Source organism: Streptomyces sp. NPDC001709 (assembly GCF_053596375.1).
This window is the reverse complement of the sequence record NZ_JBSFGB010000032.1, coordinates 59,237-72,776: the sequence shown is the minus strand read 5'-3', so window position 1 is coordinate 72,776 and position 13,540 is coordinate 59,237. Positions and strand designations below refer to the sequence as shown.

The window sequence follows — 13,540 nt, the reverse complement described above, 5'->3', positions numbered from 1 at the left end:
CACGGAGGGGTGGCTGCTGTCGATGAACCTGCCGCGCTGAAATCGGGGCGAAGCGGCATGACAGGGGTGTAAGACACTAGCCTCGGGCCATGGTGACGCGTACCCGGCTGTATCACGACGGCACTCTGGTCCTGGAGGGCTTTCCCGTCAGTGACGTCTCTGCGCATCTCGCTGATCCGGCGTCGGTCCTGTGGCTAGACCTGCACCGGCCCGGAGCCGCTGAACTCACCATGCTCGGTCAGGAGTTCGGCATCCACGAACTGGCTCTGGAGGATGCCGCTCACCATGGACAGCGGCCGAAACTCGACCGCTATCGCACCCACGAGTTCCTCAGCGCCTATGCCGTGACCGTCAGCCCGGACGGTGCGCAACTGACGTACAGCGAGATCGCCGTATTCCTCACCAGCCAGGCCATGATCACCGTCCGCAAGGACGACGGCCTCGACATCGAGGACGTTGTCGCCCGCTGGGACGAGAGCCCGGACCTGGCCGGCCACGGCGTCGGATTCCTGCTGCACGGTCTGCTCGACCATCTCGTGGACGGACACTTCGCCGCGGTCCAGCAGTTGGACGACAGCATCGAGGACCTGGAGGGTCTGCTCTTCGCGGCCGGGCGCCGTGAGATCGAAGCCGTGCAGCGCCGGGTTTTCGCACTGCGTAAGTCGCTCGTCCAGCTGCGCCGCGTCGTGCTCCCGATGCGTGAGGTGGTCAACACCCTCATGCGCCCCGGCCTGCACCTGATCAACGATCCTCTCGCCCCGTACTACCAGGACGTCTACGACCACGTGCTGCGTGCCACCGAGTGGACGGAATCACTGCGGGACCTGGTGGCCTCGGTCATGGAGACGAACCTCTCGGTCCAGGCCAACAGCATGAACCTGATCATGAAGAAGGTGACGAGCTGGGCCGCGATCATCGCCGTACCCACCGCGATCACCGGCTACTACGGCCAGAATCTTCCCTACCCCGGTTTCGGCCGGCAGTCCGGATTCATCACATCGGCAGCCGTCATCGTGGTCCTGTCCGCAGTGCTGTATCTGACGTTCAAGCGCAAGGACTGGCTCTGACCGGCCCAGTGCCGGGCGCGGGTGACCAGGCCGAAGGCAGGAAATACCTGGTCACCCCAGGCTTCTCGGGCCGGTGAGCGGAGTAGTGTGAAAGCACCGGGAGTTCTTCGCGTACCGGCTCCGCTGCGGGTGCCGTTTCCGGTGATCGACAACGCCGGGCCGCTCACGAGCCCGGGGGCAGGTTCGCACCATGTCCGTGACCATCGACCGTACGACATGGGGCAAGCGCGCGCCGTCGCTGCCGGCTCGCCTGTCCCTGACACCCGCGCCGGGCGGGCTGGACGGCACGTGGTGGCCTCGCTCCCGTGCCCTGACCCGTGAGCTGCCACCCTTGACAGCCGCCCTGGGCGATCTCTGGGGTCGCATCACGGGTATCGCGGTGAACCCGGCCCACTGGCCCGTCATCCCGTGTCGGGTGTCCATCGCCGGGCGTACAGTGCACGTGGGCTGGTCCACCGAGGAGCAGGATCCGCACAGACTGACCTTCTTCTCCGCCAATGGCCGCCGGGACGTCCTGGTGATTCCGCCGGAAACCGGTGCGGAGGCAGCCGCGCAGCTCATGGCGGGCGACGGCATCGAGGCCCCGGCACTGGAGGAAGCAGCAGACAGGATCGACGCCCGGATCAGGGAAGAAGCGTGGGAGACCGACGGCGGAGCCGGTCGGGCCGTCGTGCCTGCCCCGGCATATCGGATCGGCAGGCCCTTCGCCCGCCGTTCGACGGAGGTGAGAGAACCATGACGGTCATCGCCGCGGCCGCGCTGCTCCTTCTGATCGCCGTCGGAGTCGCTCTGATCCACCGGCTCAACGGCCAGCACGCCGAACGGATCGCTGCCTTCCACTACAGCGATGTTCTGCCGGGGATCGGGCGTCGGCCCCGGAGGCACCGTCGGTCGGCGGTGGACGCGACCGTTCCGACGCGCCCCACCGCGACGGCGACCGCGGATGACATCGACTTCGGCCCGACCGTGGGCGGTAGAGGAAGGCGCGTCATGGCGATGTTGCGAGACCGGAAGACGTACCGCGAGAGGATCATGCAGGCTCTGTACCAAGCCGCCGAGGGCAATCGCCTCCTGGGCGTCGATGGGGCGAAGCTCCGCACCGACCTGGGTATCCCTGAGCAGGACATGGCCGCTGCCTGTATGTACCTGGCAGGTGAAGGCTGGGTCGTCGTGGACTGGGAGAGGGGCAACACGCCCGGGATGATCACGCTGACGCACCAGGGGATCCGGCAGATGGAGACGGAAGAGGAAGGGCGTGGCTGAACCGCCGCGTCGGCTTCTCGGACCGAAGTGAACCCTCGCAAGGATTGCTTATGGCGGATTAGTCCCTTTGACGTAACCTGGAAAGCGGGTCGGCGCACGCTCACGTGCAATGACCCGGAAGGGCGGCTCCGGCGGGTATACGCCGGAGCCGTTGCCTGTTTCCGCAACCGCGCCTGCGGCGAAGCGCTCGCGGGAGCGTCGTGCGGAGTACCGTGAGGTAGCAGGGTCGTATCGTGGTCGCACGCCGTGCGGTCGCACTGCTCTCTGCGGACGGGCGGACACCATGGCAGGCTCAGACACCCCCGACTTCCCCAGGCTCCTGCCGGACGCCGTGCACCGGTCGGTGAAACCCGGAACGGCCCTGCTGCGACTGGAGACCACCCACGCACGCGAGGGAATCCTGGACGGCGCATGGTGGCCGCGGTCCCGGGACATCGGTGCCGAGCTTCCCTCGCTGATCTCCGCGTTGACCGAGCATCTCGGGCCCATCACCCGGGTCGGTCTGGACGGCAGCGCCTGGGACGAACTGCCGACCCGGGTGATGGTCGTCGGCCGGGTCGTGCACATCGACTCCTTCCCGGTCGGTGACGACACCGTCCTCATCACCCGGGGCGACCGGGACCACTTCTCCCTGCTGCTGGTCCCTCCGGACACGTCGCCCGACGCGGCACGCGCCGCGATGGCCAGGGCCGTACGGGCCGACAACGTCGCCGAGGCCAGGCAGATCCTCATCGAAACGGGCAGCGACACGCCACCTACGCCGGCCTGACACGTCCGTCGCAGATCGACTCTCCATCGGCCTGGACGCTAGATGCGGGCGAACTCCTCCGTCTGTTGGGCGAATTCCTGGGCCATCGCGGAGCTGACCGTGGCCTTGGTGTCGCGGATCGTGTCCAGGTAGGCGTCGGTGGTGGGGGGGGTCCGGGTTCCGGTGTCGAAGGTGCGCTCGAACTGGGCCTGGGAGACGGTGCGCGCCGCGTGGGCGATGTCGGCGGGGGTGAACCCCTCGCTGGCGGACGCGAGTACCGCGCTGTCGGCCCGTGCGCCCGCTCGGGCCAGGTAGCTCTCCCACAGCGCGGTCCTGGCGGTGTGGTCGGGAGGGCCGATCGGCAGCACGTAGTCGAAGCGGCCGTGCCGCAGGAACGCGGAGTCGAGCGTGGTCACGTTGTTCGTGGCACAGACGAGCAGCCGTCCGTCCTGGCTTCGGAACCGGACGATCGCCTTGAGCAGTTCGTTGACGACGCCGACAGCGGTCGCGTCCGCGCCGCCGCGTTCGCCGGCGACCTCCTCGACCTCGTCGATGAAGACGAGGACGTGGTCGAGCCGGGCGATCTCGTCGAAGCGCCGGTTCAGCCCGGTCGCCAGGCCGTACTCGGCGGCCAGACGGGCGGGGAACAGTTCGAGGAAGGGCCATCCCAGGCGGCTGGCGATCGCGTGCGCGAACGTGCTCTTGCCGGTCCCGGGCGGGCCGAACAGCATCACCGCCCGTGGCGGTTCCACTCCGTGCTGGGCGGCCAGTTCGGGATGGGCCAGCGGCAGGACCAGGCGCCGCTCGATGAGCTGCTTCTCCCGTTGCATGCCCGCGACCTTCTGCCACAGTCCCCCTGGCGGCAGCTCCGCTCCGAGCGAGGACAGCGTGCCTGCCGACTGCGGGGTCACCGGCCCGCGCTTTTCGAAGAAGACGAGCCCGGGGCGGGCGCCGAAGTCGCAGTTGCGCAGGGCGGTGGCACCGGTCTCGCCCTCGGGAAGGACGGCGTGCACCGCGCGGACGCCGGCGGCGAAGAGCCGTTGCTCAAGGGCGGTGATCAGGGCACTCCCCAGCCCGCGCTGCCGCCAGCCGGGCGCCATGCAGATGCGCAGGATCCATGCCCGTTCGCCCTCCACCCTGCTCACCGCGGCGCCGATCAGCACGTCGTCGGCCGTGGCCACCACGGCCGGGTGGCGGGTCTGGAGGGCCGTCACGGCGTCCGAGAGCGGGAAGAGCGGCGGCTCCTCGGTCGTGCCGCTCTGCATGTCGACACGGATCACCGCTTCGAGATCGTCCTGGGTGTAGTCCCTGACCCGCCAACCCGTCATGATCAGCTCCGCGTGTTCGGCCGTACTCCCATCATCAGCCGGTGCCCGGAGGACGCGCGCGACAGGCGACGGTCACGAATCCTCCCTGGTGGCACGGATCGCTCGGGCCGTAGTCGGGTCACGCCGCGGTCCCGGGCGCGTTGTCGGCCGGGCTGAGGGACTCGTCGGTGCGGCCGGTGCCGGCCGGTGGCGCTGCCGCGGCGGGTGCGGCGGCAGCGGTTTCCCGGGCGAGGAAGGAGCCGAGCTCGCCGATCGTGCTCATGAGGGGGGCCGGGAAGACGACGGTGGTGTTCTGGTCGACACCGATCTCCACCAGACTCTGGAGATTGCGCAGTTGAAGCGCCAGAGGGTGGGCCATCATGGTGTCCGAGGCGTCGCCGAGCGCGGCTGCTGCCAGGGACTCGCCCTCCGCGTTGATGATCTTCGCTCGCTTCTCCCGCTCGGCCTCGGCCTGGCGGGCCATGGCGCGCTTCATGGTGTCGGGCAGTTGGATGTCCTTGAGCTCGACCAGCGTGACCTGCACACCCCAGTCGACGGTGGTGACGTCGAGGATCTGGCGGATGTCCAGGTTGATACGGTCCGTCTCCGACAGCGTCTCGTCGAGCGTGTGCCGGCCGACGACCTTCCGCAGGGTGGTCTGGGCGATCTGGTTGATCGCCGCGTTGACGTTCTCCACGGCGACGACCGACTTCACGGCGTCGACGACCCGGAAGTAGGCGACCGCCGACACGTCCACGCTCACGTTGTCCCGGGTGATGATGCCCTGGGACTGGATCGGCATGGTGACGACCCGCAGCGACACCCGGTGCAGGGCGTCGACGAACGGGATGATGAACCGCAGCCCCGGGGAGCGTGTTCCGAGAAGTCGGCCGAAGCGGAACAGCACTCCCTTCTCGTACTGCTTGACGACCTTCACGGACAGGGCGAGGGCCAGGACGGCCAGAAGGCCGATCACGACGATGAGAACGATCAGGGCTTGCATGTGCTGCTCCTCGGGACGAGGACCACGGGGGGCGGGGATCCGCCGGTCGAGACTCCTGCATGTGCCTGCGCCGGTTCGCGAGGCAGGGCCGAAACCCGGCAAGGCACCGGTCGTGGCGGCCGTCTCACATGCCGATGACCAGGCGACTGGAGCGATCCGTCCGTGCCGGAACGGCCGCTGAGGCGGGGCCGTCCTCCTCGTGCTTCCCTGCCTCGTCCGGTTCGAGTGGCCGGTCGGCGGCGGAGACGGCGTGCCGGGTCTCGTCCGCGGCGATGAGAGCGCTTGCGGTCAGCGGTGGGCCGTCGTAGTCGGACGCGGCCGCCATCAGGCGGGCCGCCGACTCCGTCTCGGTCTCGGGCGGGATGACCAGCAGGTCCCAGCGGCCGGTGCCGTAGGAGAGCAGCAGCAGCTTGTGCGGGTCGATCTCCGGGGTGAACCATCCGACCTTGACGACATGACCGCCCACGGGGATCTCGTGCGGGATGACCGGCCAGTACTTCGGGTTGACGGCGATGCGGGTGATGCGGCCCCACAGAGGGTCCAGCACATTGGTCAGTGCGGGCAGCTCGCTCAGCAGGTCCCGGGAGCGGGGCCACCAGGCACCGTCCAGGAGGCCGCGCGACGGGCCGTCGGTCTTCAGCGCGAGACGCGCGGCCGGGGCTGCGACGGGCTCGTGGTGTGGCAGGGGTTGATGCAAGGTCGCCGACATGATGCGGACCCGTCTCCGGGCCGCCTCGGCGGCGACCCGGGTTTCGTCTCTCGCCGAGGACGACCCGGCGTGGAAGCCGGTGTGCGAAATGCCCTCGGTGGTGTCCACGGTACTCCGCACGCGCCGGGGCGGTTGTGGAGACGCCGCCGCGTTCCGTGAAGCGGCTGTCGATACCGGCGGGAAGTGGGCTGAGGGCGCCGGGGCACGTCGTACGCCCGGACCGGTCTCACGCCCGACGGCTCGCATGCCCTGGCCGGCACTCCTTGGCTGTATTGCGCGGGAGGTTTTCCTCGTGTTCCGTTCAACCCGTCGCTCCGCATCGGTCCGCCGGGCGCGGGCGGGGAGTATCCTGGTGATTACCGAGAGCATCTCGTACACCGGCTTCCACGCCGGGTCGTTCTCGGCGATTCATGACAACCGGGCCGGCCGTGACCGGCCCGGGGTTGGGTCCCCGCCATGACCGCGACCATTCCGTTCACACCCGCAGTCGGAGGCCGGGCTCCTTCTTCGTCACCGCTCCGACTCACGCTGGCGCCGGCCGGCGCCCCTGCGGCCCTGATCGACGGTGCCTGGTGGCCCCGTTCGCGCAACCTGACGGAGCAGCTCCCGGCGCTCGTCGAATGTCTCGACCGGCTGTGGGGGCGGATCACCCGGGTAGCGGTGAGCCGCACGTTCTGGCCGGTCATTCCGGGGGAAGTGCCCGCGCACGGCCACATGGTGCGCGTCGGCTGGTCCAACGCCGGGCAGGATCCGCACAAGCTGTTGCTGCTGTCCTACACCTTCGGCCGCTGGGACCTGCTGGTGATCCCACCGGAGACAGCTCCGGCCACCGCGGCCCGGCTCATGGCCGCGGCCACCGACCCGTCACGGAGCCTCACGGCGACCGGCCTGATCCATGAGGCCGAACGTTTCCGGGCCGCGGCAGAGGCAGCGGCCGACTCGGACTCACTCGGGGAGGCGGTCTGGGACTCCGAAGGCGGACACGACGCCCCCCACCCCGCCTCACGCACTCCTGACGGACCGGTCACCGGTCACCGGCCCCCACCACGGCAGTAGGAGTATGGGAGATATGGGCACTTTCGTGACGGTGAGTGTGCTGCTCGCGATGATCGTCTTCGGTGTGATCGTGATTCAGCTGTTCACCGCGAGCCACGATGATCGCCTGGAGGCCCTGACCTCCGGCCGTACCCGCCGGTGGCGGTTCTCGCCATGGCACCGCACGGGGAAGTCAACCCGCTCCAAGGAGGATCGCGGAGCCGCCCCCGCCGGTAGGACTTTCGCAGAGAGCGGCGGGAGAGGAACGTAGTGTGCCCTCGGCCATGTCCATGGTGGTGCGCTGCCGGCTCACTCCAGGAGGGCGAGGTCGTCGGTGGCGCTCCCGCGCCATTCGATCAGCAGCAGCGTCGCATCGTCCGTCGTGATCCCGCCCCGCGCCCGTTGCAGCGCGTGGGAGAGGGAGCGCGCCACCGTCCGGATCTGTCGGGCCGTGGGCTCAAGGCGGTTCACCCAGCCGATGAGCTGCTCCTCACCGAATTCCTCACCGCCGACATCGCGCTCCTCTGTCAGTCCGTCGGTGAAGCACAGGATCCGGTCGCCGGGGGTGAGAGCCACTTCACTGATCCGGGGCTCGTGACCGCCGAAGCCGACGGGCAGCGTCGTCGGGCCCTCCAGCCGTCGTACGACACGGTGTCCACGGATCAGCACAGGAGCGGGATGTCCGGCGTTGACCCACTGAAGCCTGCCCGTTGCCGTGTTGAGCCGCATCATCTGAGCGGTCGCGAAGTGGTCGGGGCCGAACTGCTCGGCGACGGCCCGGTCCATGAACGTATAGATCTCCGACAGGCCGACGCTGATGCGCCGGGCATGCCGGTAGGCTCCGATGACCACTGTGGCCATCGTGGCGGCATCCAGTCCGTGGCTCATCGCGTCGACCATGGCCACATGCAGGACATCGCCGTTGAGGGCGTAGTCGAAGCTGTCGCCGGCCACGTCGTAGGCGGGTTCCAGCATCCCGGCCAGCTCGACTCGGGGCGTGGACATCGCCAGCGGCGGCAGCAGCGACCACTGGATCTCCGCCGCCACACTCATCGGTTCCCTGCGGCGCAGCCGGAAGAACAGATCGGTGTAACCGTGCTTGGTCACCAGCATGTCGGCCACGAGTGAGGCGAGCCAGCGCAGCAGCCGTCGCTCGTCGTCGTGGAGGCGGTCCAGGGTGACGGCCAGGACGCCCACCTGGTCGCCACCGTCCAGCAGGGGCAGGTAGACCCGCACACCGCCAGCCTGCGGCACCTCGACGGGACGCGCCTCCTGGAAGGCACGACCGGCATCGGAGCCGTCGATCGGCTGCGGTTCCCCGGCCACCAGCCCGTCACCCGGCAGGGGGACGAGCCACACCTGGCCGTAGTCCTGCAGGAAGAGCGAGGTCTCGCGGCCGTCGAGCATGCCGATCTGCCGTGCGACGAGCGGACCGAGCTCGTGCGGCGGCAACTCGTGCCCCTGGTCCAGCAGGACTCCCAGGAACTCCTCCCCGAAGCGCTCCGACCGGGCGGAGCCTTCCCCGGGTCCTTGCCGCTCACCACCCGTCATCGCCGTGGCCCCGGGGGACGTTCGGGCGGATCCTCACGAAGGTGCTGTGCATACGAACTCCCGACGGAGACTCACCGGCTGACGCGGTGGGGAACTCCCACCCGGATCGTGGGGGGCGATCCACCGACTCCCCATCGAGTCGGCCGTGTGCTCGTGCGGCGAGGACCGGCACAACGGCCAGCGGGCGCCCCGCGTCCGAGCCGCGGCGGCTGACCGGCACCGCCGGCGGCCTCAGGCGGATCGGCCTCTCCGCGTCGTCCGCCGCCGCGGCCGTCCGGGTGGGGCCGGCCTGCCCGCAGCATGGATCACTGCCCTGCAGGGCAATGATCCCGCCTACCAGTAGTGGCGTCGACCGGCGACGGCGTGTCCCATCGCGCCGAGGATCCACAGGATGGCTCCGACGACCAGCAGGATGATCCCGATGGTCCACAGGATGGACAGGCCGGTGAGGAAGCCGACGACGAGCAGTATGACGCCCAGGATGATCATGATCTCTCCTTCGGGGAGTGGTGCCGGCACGCCCGCGAACCGCGGTGGGCCGCAAGGGCGTCGGCGGGAACGGCTGATCTCCTCCTTACTCCACGCGGTGTGGTCCGTGGCGGCTGACCTGTAGCCGGACCTCGGTAGGCGGGTCAGGGAGGCCGGTGGACCGGCGAGCCGTGCTGAGCGGGCCTTCGCAGAGGGCGCCGAGAGTGGCGCCGGGCGTGCCCTCGGGGGTGAGGGTGAGGTCGATGCGGGTGCGGTGGCGGGCCGGTCGGCCGGTGATGTGTACGGCCGCATGGCCTACCCCTGGCAGGGCACCGGCTTCGTTCGCGATCGCTTCGCTGAGTGCGTGGTCGCGCAGTTCGACGCCTTCCTGCGGGGGTGTGCCGCCGACGGGCAGGGAGCCGGGGCGGCGTCGGCTCAGCTGGGCGAGCAGCCACCACAGGGCGAGCAGGGCGACGAGTGCGAGGGCGGCGATGACCGCGGGCCACCACCACCAGCCCTGGCTGCTCCAGCGTGCCCGGTCGGCGGAGCCGAGCAGGACGTCGGCCGGGGTGGTCAGGGGCCAGCCGGCGGGTGGGGCCAGATCGTGCCGCCGGTAGAGGTCGAGCCCGGCGAAGAGGATGAGCAGTCCGCCGCCGAGGAGGACCAGCCCGGCGAGGGCCAGCAGGGTGCGATTGAGAGCGGATCGCGGCGTCATGGCGGGCTCCGGTGCTGCGGGTTTGTGTCAGCGGGTGCGTCGCCGCGTCCGTACGGCGATGCGGGGAGGACGGGCGAGGGCGAGCCGGTCGCGCTCCTCGTCGAGGACGGCGGTGAGGTCGTCCTTCACCTGTCGGGGCTCGCGGAAGCGGACGTCCGCGCGGGCTTTGATGCGGTGGCGGCCCACCAGGACGTGCGCCGCGCCGACTCCGGGGACCCGCATGGCGGCGTCGCGCAGCAGGACGGCGGCGCCGTCGCGGTCCACGAAGGCCCGCAGTCGCGGGCAGTCGGCGGGTGAGCGCAGGGGCAGCCAGCGGCGTTGACCGGGGGTGAGGGCCAGGACGATCAGCCAGACGCCGACGGCGGCGGCCACGGAGGCCCCCGTCAGCATCCACACGTCGTCCACCGGGCGGGTCGCCAGTTCGTCGGCCAGGTGCCGCCGCCAGGCCGCGGCCGGACGTCCCGCCCGTACGGCGACGACGTCGACGAGTGTCGCGACCGCGGCCACGAGGATCACCGCGGCGACCAGCGCCGCCGTGATGCGGCGCGCGGACCACTTGCGACGGGTTCGGTGCCCTCCTTCGCGCTCACCGGCTGTGAGGTCCGAGGCGGGCACGTCGCGTTCGGGAGGGTCGGGCTCCTTCGTCAGGGGCACCGCGGCAGGGTGCGTGGACGACGCGGAGTCGCGGCCCGGGGGACGTGGACCGGATGTCATGGCGATCGCCCTTCCTGCACGGCGTGACCGGTGACCCGGGCGGCGTGGCCGCTCACCGGACCCGCCCCCGGCTCGAGTCGGCGGCGGTCACCAGCCGCCGGACCGTGAGGAGGACCTCTCCCACCCGCAGCCCGGTGAGCTGGGCGACCCGTTCGGCGACGTCCCGCTGGATCCGCTCGCAGACACGGGGGATGTCGGTGGGGTAGGGCAGGTCCATGGTCAGATGCAAGCGCACCGATCCGGTACGGACGGCGGCGGAGGCGTGGGGTGCCGCCGGTCCGCCGCGGTCGGGTGGTACGGCGGCGCGCCGGGACTGGGCCGTGCGTGCGGCCTGGGCGGCGATACGGGCGACCACCCTGTCCGGGATGACGGTGGCGCCCCGCTCGGCCGGGGGCGGCAGCCCGGCGGCCGGCGCCGGCGGGCCCGACCCCTCACCGGGGGAACCGGGCCGGGTCTTCACCGCTGCCTCCGTGTCCGGAGGTCCAGGTCGCCCTGTACGACGAGGCCGACGATCAGCCCCGCCGCACCGAGGACCAGCACCAGCAGAAAGGCCCAGAAGCCGCCGAAGTAGCCGGCGAAGCCGAGGGCCATGCCGGCCGCGAGTCCCGTCGTTGCTGTGTTCATCTTGCACTCACCCGTCTCGTGAGCGTCCCTCTCGCCGTGATCATCCGCTCGGGCCCGAGGACACGGCGGTGCTCCCGGCAGCGGTCACCTCACGCGGCCCTCGTCCGGTCCGGTCTGTTCCTCCTCGTCGTCGGGCAGGTGGACGTCGTCGACGGCGATGTTCACCTCGACGACCTCCAGGCCCGTCATCCGCTCCACGGCGCTGATGACGTTGGTGCGTACGCCGCCCGCGACGTCGACGATGGAGACGCCGTACTCGACGACGACGTCCAGGTCCACCGCGGCCTGCCGTTCCCCGACCTCGACCTTGACGCCGCGGGTGACCGCTCCGCCTCCGCCTGCGCCGGGGACGCGTTCCCGCATGGCGCCGAAGGCGCGGGCCATCCCCGCTCCTAGGTTGTAGATGCCCGGTACCTCGCGGGCGGCCATGCCCGCGATCTTGGCCACCACACCGTCCGCGATGGTGGTCTTGCCCCGCGTCTCGGCCGGAGCTCCGGCCCCGGTGCGGCCCTTCAGCGCGCTTACGCCTGTGTCGGGCAGGCTGCCCCCGCCGACGCTGGTGATGTTGTCCGTCATGGCGGTCGCCTCGATCGGTCGGCCGGACACCGGAATGGTGCCCATCACAGGTTGGACATATCGGGCGGCACGTTCCTCACATGCCTGGTGTGTGACTTGCATCACACTCTAATTTCAGGGGTACACGCTCGTTCCGAGCCTGCGTGGGAGCGCCATGATCGAACACACTGCCTCCCCACGACTGGGATGCGACCTGCCCGACCGCCTGCTGGCCGTACGGGCGGCCGAGGGGGACGAGGACTCCTTCGCCGTTCTCGTCCAGCGGCACAGCCGGTCCCTCCTGACCCTGGCCCGTTGCATGCTGGGCAACCCCCAGGACGCAGAAGAGGCCGTTCAGGACGCCTTCGTCAGCGCCTGGCGCCACCTGCCGGAATACCGCCACAGGGCGGAGTTCCGCACCTGGATGTACCGGATCACCGTCAACCGCTGCCAGACCATGTGCCACCGCCGGCCGCCGCCCCTCCCCCTGGACACCGTGGCCGAACCCGCGGCGAGCGACGCGTGGAGCCAGCCCGCCCGGACCGCCGAGCAGGACGCGGCCACGGCCGCCCTGTCCCGCGCACTCGCCGAGCTGGACGCCGGACAGCGGGTCTGCTGGATCCTGAGGGAGGTGCAGGGCCTGCCCTACAAGGAGATAGCGCACGTGACGGGTACCGGCGAGCAGACGGTACGCGGCAGACTGTTCAGGGCACGCCGATCCCTGCAGGAGGCGATGGGCCCATGGCGCTAGACGACCCGCACACGCGGCCTCCCGAACCGCCCGGAGCCGACGGGCCCCGCAACGGCTGGGCCGCCGCCGACGTGCCCCCGATCGCAGGCGATGAGGTACTGCCCTGCGGCCGCCTGCTCAGCCGGGTCTGGGAACAGGCGCGGGACGCACCGCCGGCCGTGGACCCGCACCCGGTGTCCTGTCCATACTGCCGAGAGGCGGTCGAGGGACTGGCCACGGTGAACGCGGCCGCCCGGACGCTGCGCGACGAGGACCCTCCGGGCCTGCACGCACTCGCCGACCGGGTCATGGACGTCGTCAGGGCAGAGGTCCGGTTCGGGCGGCTGCTGCCCCTGGCCGACCCCGACCGGGACCTGCGGATCGCCGAGAGCGCCGCGGCGAAGGTGCTGAGGCGGGCCGCGGACACGGTCCCCGGTGCCAGGGCCGCGACCTGCCGGCTCGTACCCGAGGGCAACGGCACCGACGTGCGGGTGACCATGACCCTGGCCGCCGCCCTCGACCGCCCGTTGCCCGACCGGGTCCACCAGGTACGCCGATCGGTCCTCCACTCGGCCGGACAGGACCTGGGGCTCACGGTGACAGCCGTCGACATCACCGTGGCCGACGTACTGGAACCGGGACCGACCCTCGGTCCCCGCCTCTCGACGGGCGGTGGCGCATGATGACCGCCACCGGCACCACCGCGCTCCTCGGCGTCGCGGCTGAGGCAGCCCTCGCGGTTCCTGGCGTGGCCGCCCTGCAACCCCGCCTCGCCCGGCGCCTCGCGGCAGCCGCCGCGCCCACCCGGGCGGACACCACGCCGCCCGAGGCCGGCGTACGCGCCGACCGGGCGCCGGACGGTTCGGGATGGCACATCGAGGTGCGCTGCGTCCTGACGGAGGGTCGGCGGGCGCTGGACATCGCCCGAAACGTCCACGACCGGGTGACAGCCGCCCTCGTCACCCACCTCGCCACCCACGGTGCCGCGGAGCCGGTCACCGTCGCGGTCACGGTGACCGGTATCGCCGCCTGGCACGACGCGGCATGAGCG

Annotated in this window: 18 protein-coding genes; 8 read left to right on the top strand and 10 right to left on the bottom strand. The window is 70.8% G+C overall.

The window, feature by feature from the left end; all coding sequences use genetic code 11:
- The first annotated feature begins 89 nt into the window (after nt 1-89).
- The 4 genes from ACWC0C_RS35705 to ACWC0C_RS35690 all read left to right on the top strand — a co-directional run bounded on the left by ACWC0C_RS35705 (nt 90) and on the right by ACWC0C_RS35690 (nt 3,099).
- Nucleotides 90-1,067 carry a magnesium transporter CorA family protein gene (locus ACWC0C_RS35705; RefSeq protein ID WP_450868396.1) on the top strand — a complete coding sequence of 326 codons (978 nt, stop codon included), beginning with the start codon at nt 90-92 and terminating at the stop codon, nt 1,065-1,067.
- Between the two features lie 190 nt (nt 1,068-1,257).
- Nucleotides 1,258-1,806, top strand: coding sequence for a DUF5994 family protein (locus ACWC0C_RS35700; protein WP_450868394.1), 549 nt, complete (start codon nt 1,258-1,260; stop codon nt 1,804-1,806).
- The gene (locus tag ACWC0C_RS35695; protein ID WP_450868393.1) at nt 1,803-2,330 is read left to right on the top strand and encodes a hypothetical protein; all 528 of its coding nucleotides are present in this window, start codon (nt 1,803-1,805) and stop codon (nt 2,328-2,330) included. The genes ACWC0C_RS35700 and ACWC0C_RS35695 overlap by 4 nt, the downstream gene beginning before the upstream one ends.
- A gap of 283 nt (nt 2,331-2,613) precedes the next feature.
- The gene (locus ACWC0C_RS35690; protein WP_450868391.1) at nt 2,614-3,099 is read left to right on the top strand and encodes a DUF5994 family protein; all 486 of its coding nucleotides are present in this window, start codon (nt 2,614-2,616) and stop codon (nt 3,097-3,099) included.
- Nucleotides 3,100-3,137: 38 nt separating this feature from the next.
- Here the strand turns inward: ACWC0C_RS35690 and ACWC0C_RS35685 are convergent, their stop codons facing one another.
- The 3 genes from ACWC0C_RS35685 to ACWC0C_RS35675 form a co-directional block, all read right to left on the bottom strand.
- Nucleotides 3,138-4,406: an ATP-binding protein gene (locus ACWC0C_RS35685; protein ID WP_450868389.1), complete on the bottom strand. Its 1,269-nt coding sequence runs from the start codon at nt 4,404-4,406 to the stop codon at nt 3,138-3,140.
- 118 nt (nt 4,407-4,524) lie between these two features.
- The gene (locus tag ACWC0C_RS35680; protein ID WP_450868387.1) at nt 4,525-5,388 is read right to left on the bottom strand and encodes a slipin family protein; all 864 of its coding nucleotides are present in this window, start codon (nt 5,386-5,388) and stop codon (nt 4,525-4,527) included.
- A gap of 124 nt (nt 5,389-5,512) precedes the next feature.
- Nucleotides 5,513-6,205 (bottom strand): DUF5994 family protein, encoded by a 693-nt coding sequence (locus ACWC0C_RS35675; protein ID WP_450868385.1) that lies wholly within the window; start codon nt 6,203-6,205, stop codon nt 5,513-5,515.
- 348 nt (nt 6,206-6,553) lie between these two features.
- Between ACWC0C_RS35675 and ACWC0C_RS35670 the strand changes: the two genes are divergently transcribed.
- Entirely contained in the window at nt 6,554-7,153 is a 600-nt protein-coding gene (locus ACWC0C_RS35670) for a DUF5994 family protein (RefSeq protein WP_450868384.1), read from the top strand.
- A gap of 288 nt (nt 7,154-7,441) precedes the next feature.
- On the opposite strand, the gene ACWC0C_RS35665 is transcribed toward ACWC0C_RS35670, so the two are convergent.
- From ACWC0C_RS35665 to ACWC0C_RS35635, 7 genes are all read right to left on the bottom strand, one after another.
- A complete protein-coding gene (locus ACWC0C_RS35665; RefSeq protein ID WP_450868382.1) occupies nt 7,442-8,683 on the bottom strand; it encodes a PP2C family protein-serine/threonine phosphatase in 1,242 nt (413 codons plus the stop codon).
- A gap of 333 nt (nt 8,684-9,016) precedes the next feature.
- Complete coding sequence (locus tag ACWC0C_RS35660) at nt 9,017-9,172, bottom strand: DUF6131 family protein (protein WP_099054839.1); 156 nt, start codon at nt 9,170-9,172, stop codon at nt 9,017-9,019.
- Between the two features lie 85 nt (nt 9,173-9,257).
- On the bottom strand, nt 9,258-9,866 hold the full coding sequence (locus ACWC0C_RS35655) for an alkaline shock response membrane anchor protein AmaP (RefSeq protein ID WP_450868380.1): 609 nt from the start codon (nt 9,864-9,866) through the stop codon (nt 9,258-9,260).
- 27 nt (nt 9,867-9,893) lie between these two features.
- Nucleotides 9,894-10,520: a DUF6286 domain-containing protein gene (locus ACWC0C_RS35650; protein WP_450868378.1), complete on the bottom strand. Its 627-nt coding sequence runs from the start codon at nt 10,518-10,520 to the stop codon at nt 9,894-9,896.
- Nucleotides 10,521-10,632: 112 nt separating this feature from the next.
- The gene (locus ACWC0C_RS35645; RefSeq protein WP_067246275.1) at nt 10,633-11,040 is read right to left on the bottom strand and encodes an Asp23/Gls24 family envelope stress response protein; all 408 of its coding nucleotides are present in this window, start codon (nt 11,038-11,040) and stop codon (nt 10,633-10,635) included.
- Nucleotides 11,037-11,204 (bottom strand): hypothetical protein, encoded by a 168-nt coding sequence (locus tag ACWC0C_RS35640; protein ID WP_030645371.1) that lies wholly within the window; start codon nt 11,202-11,204, stop codon nt 11,037-11,039. The genes ACWC0C_RS35645 and ACWC0C_RS35640 overlap by 4 nt, the downstream gene beginning before the upstream one ends.
- A gap of 84 nt (nt 11,205-11,288) precedes the next feature.
- Nucleotides 11,289-11,780 carry an Asp23/Gls24 family envelope stress response protein gene (locus ACWC0C_RS35635; RefSeq protein WP_450868376.1) on the bottom strand — a complete coding sequence of 164 codons (492 nt, stop codon included), beginning with the start codon at nt 11,778-11,780 and terminating at the stop codon, nt 11,289-11,291.
- 154 nt (nt 11,781-11,934) lie between these two features.
- Here ACWC0C_RS35635 and ACWC0C_RS35630 point away from each other — a divergent pair, with 154 nt between their 5' ends.
- From ACWC0C_RS35630 to ACWC0C_RS35620, 3 genes are read left to right on the top strand one after another with little or no spacing between them, the layout of a single operon-like run.
- Entirely contained in the window at nt 11,935-12,510 is a 576-nt protein-coding gene (locus ACWC0C_RS35630) for an RNA polymerase sigma factor (protein ID WP_450868374.1), read from the top strand.
- Complete coding sequence (locus ACWC0C_RS35625) at nt 12,501-13,172, top strand: hypothetical protein (protein ID WP_450868373.1); 672 nt, start codon at nt 12,501-12,503, stop codon at nt 13,170-13,172. The genes ACWC0C_RS35630 and ACWC0C_RS35625 overlap by 10 nt, the downstream gene beginning before the upstream one ends.
- Nucleotides 13,169-13,537, top strand: a complete 369-nt coding sequence (locus ACWC0C_RS35620; protein ID WP_450868371.1) for a hypothetical protein — start codon at nt 13,169-13,171, stop codon at nt 13,535-13,537. Before ACWC0C_RS35625 ends, ACWC0C_RS35620 begins: the two co-directional genes overlap by 4 nt.
- Nucleotides 13,538-13,540 lie beyond the last annotated feature (3 nt).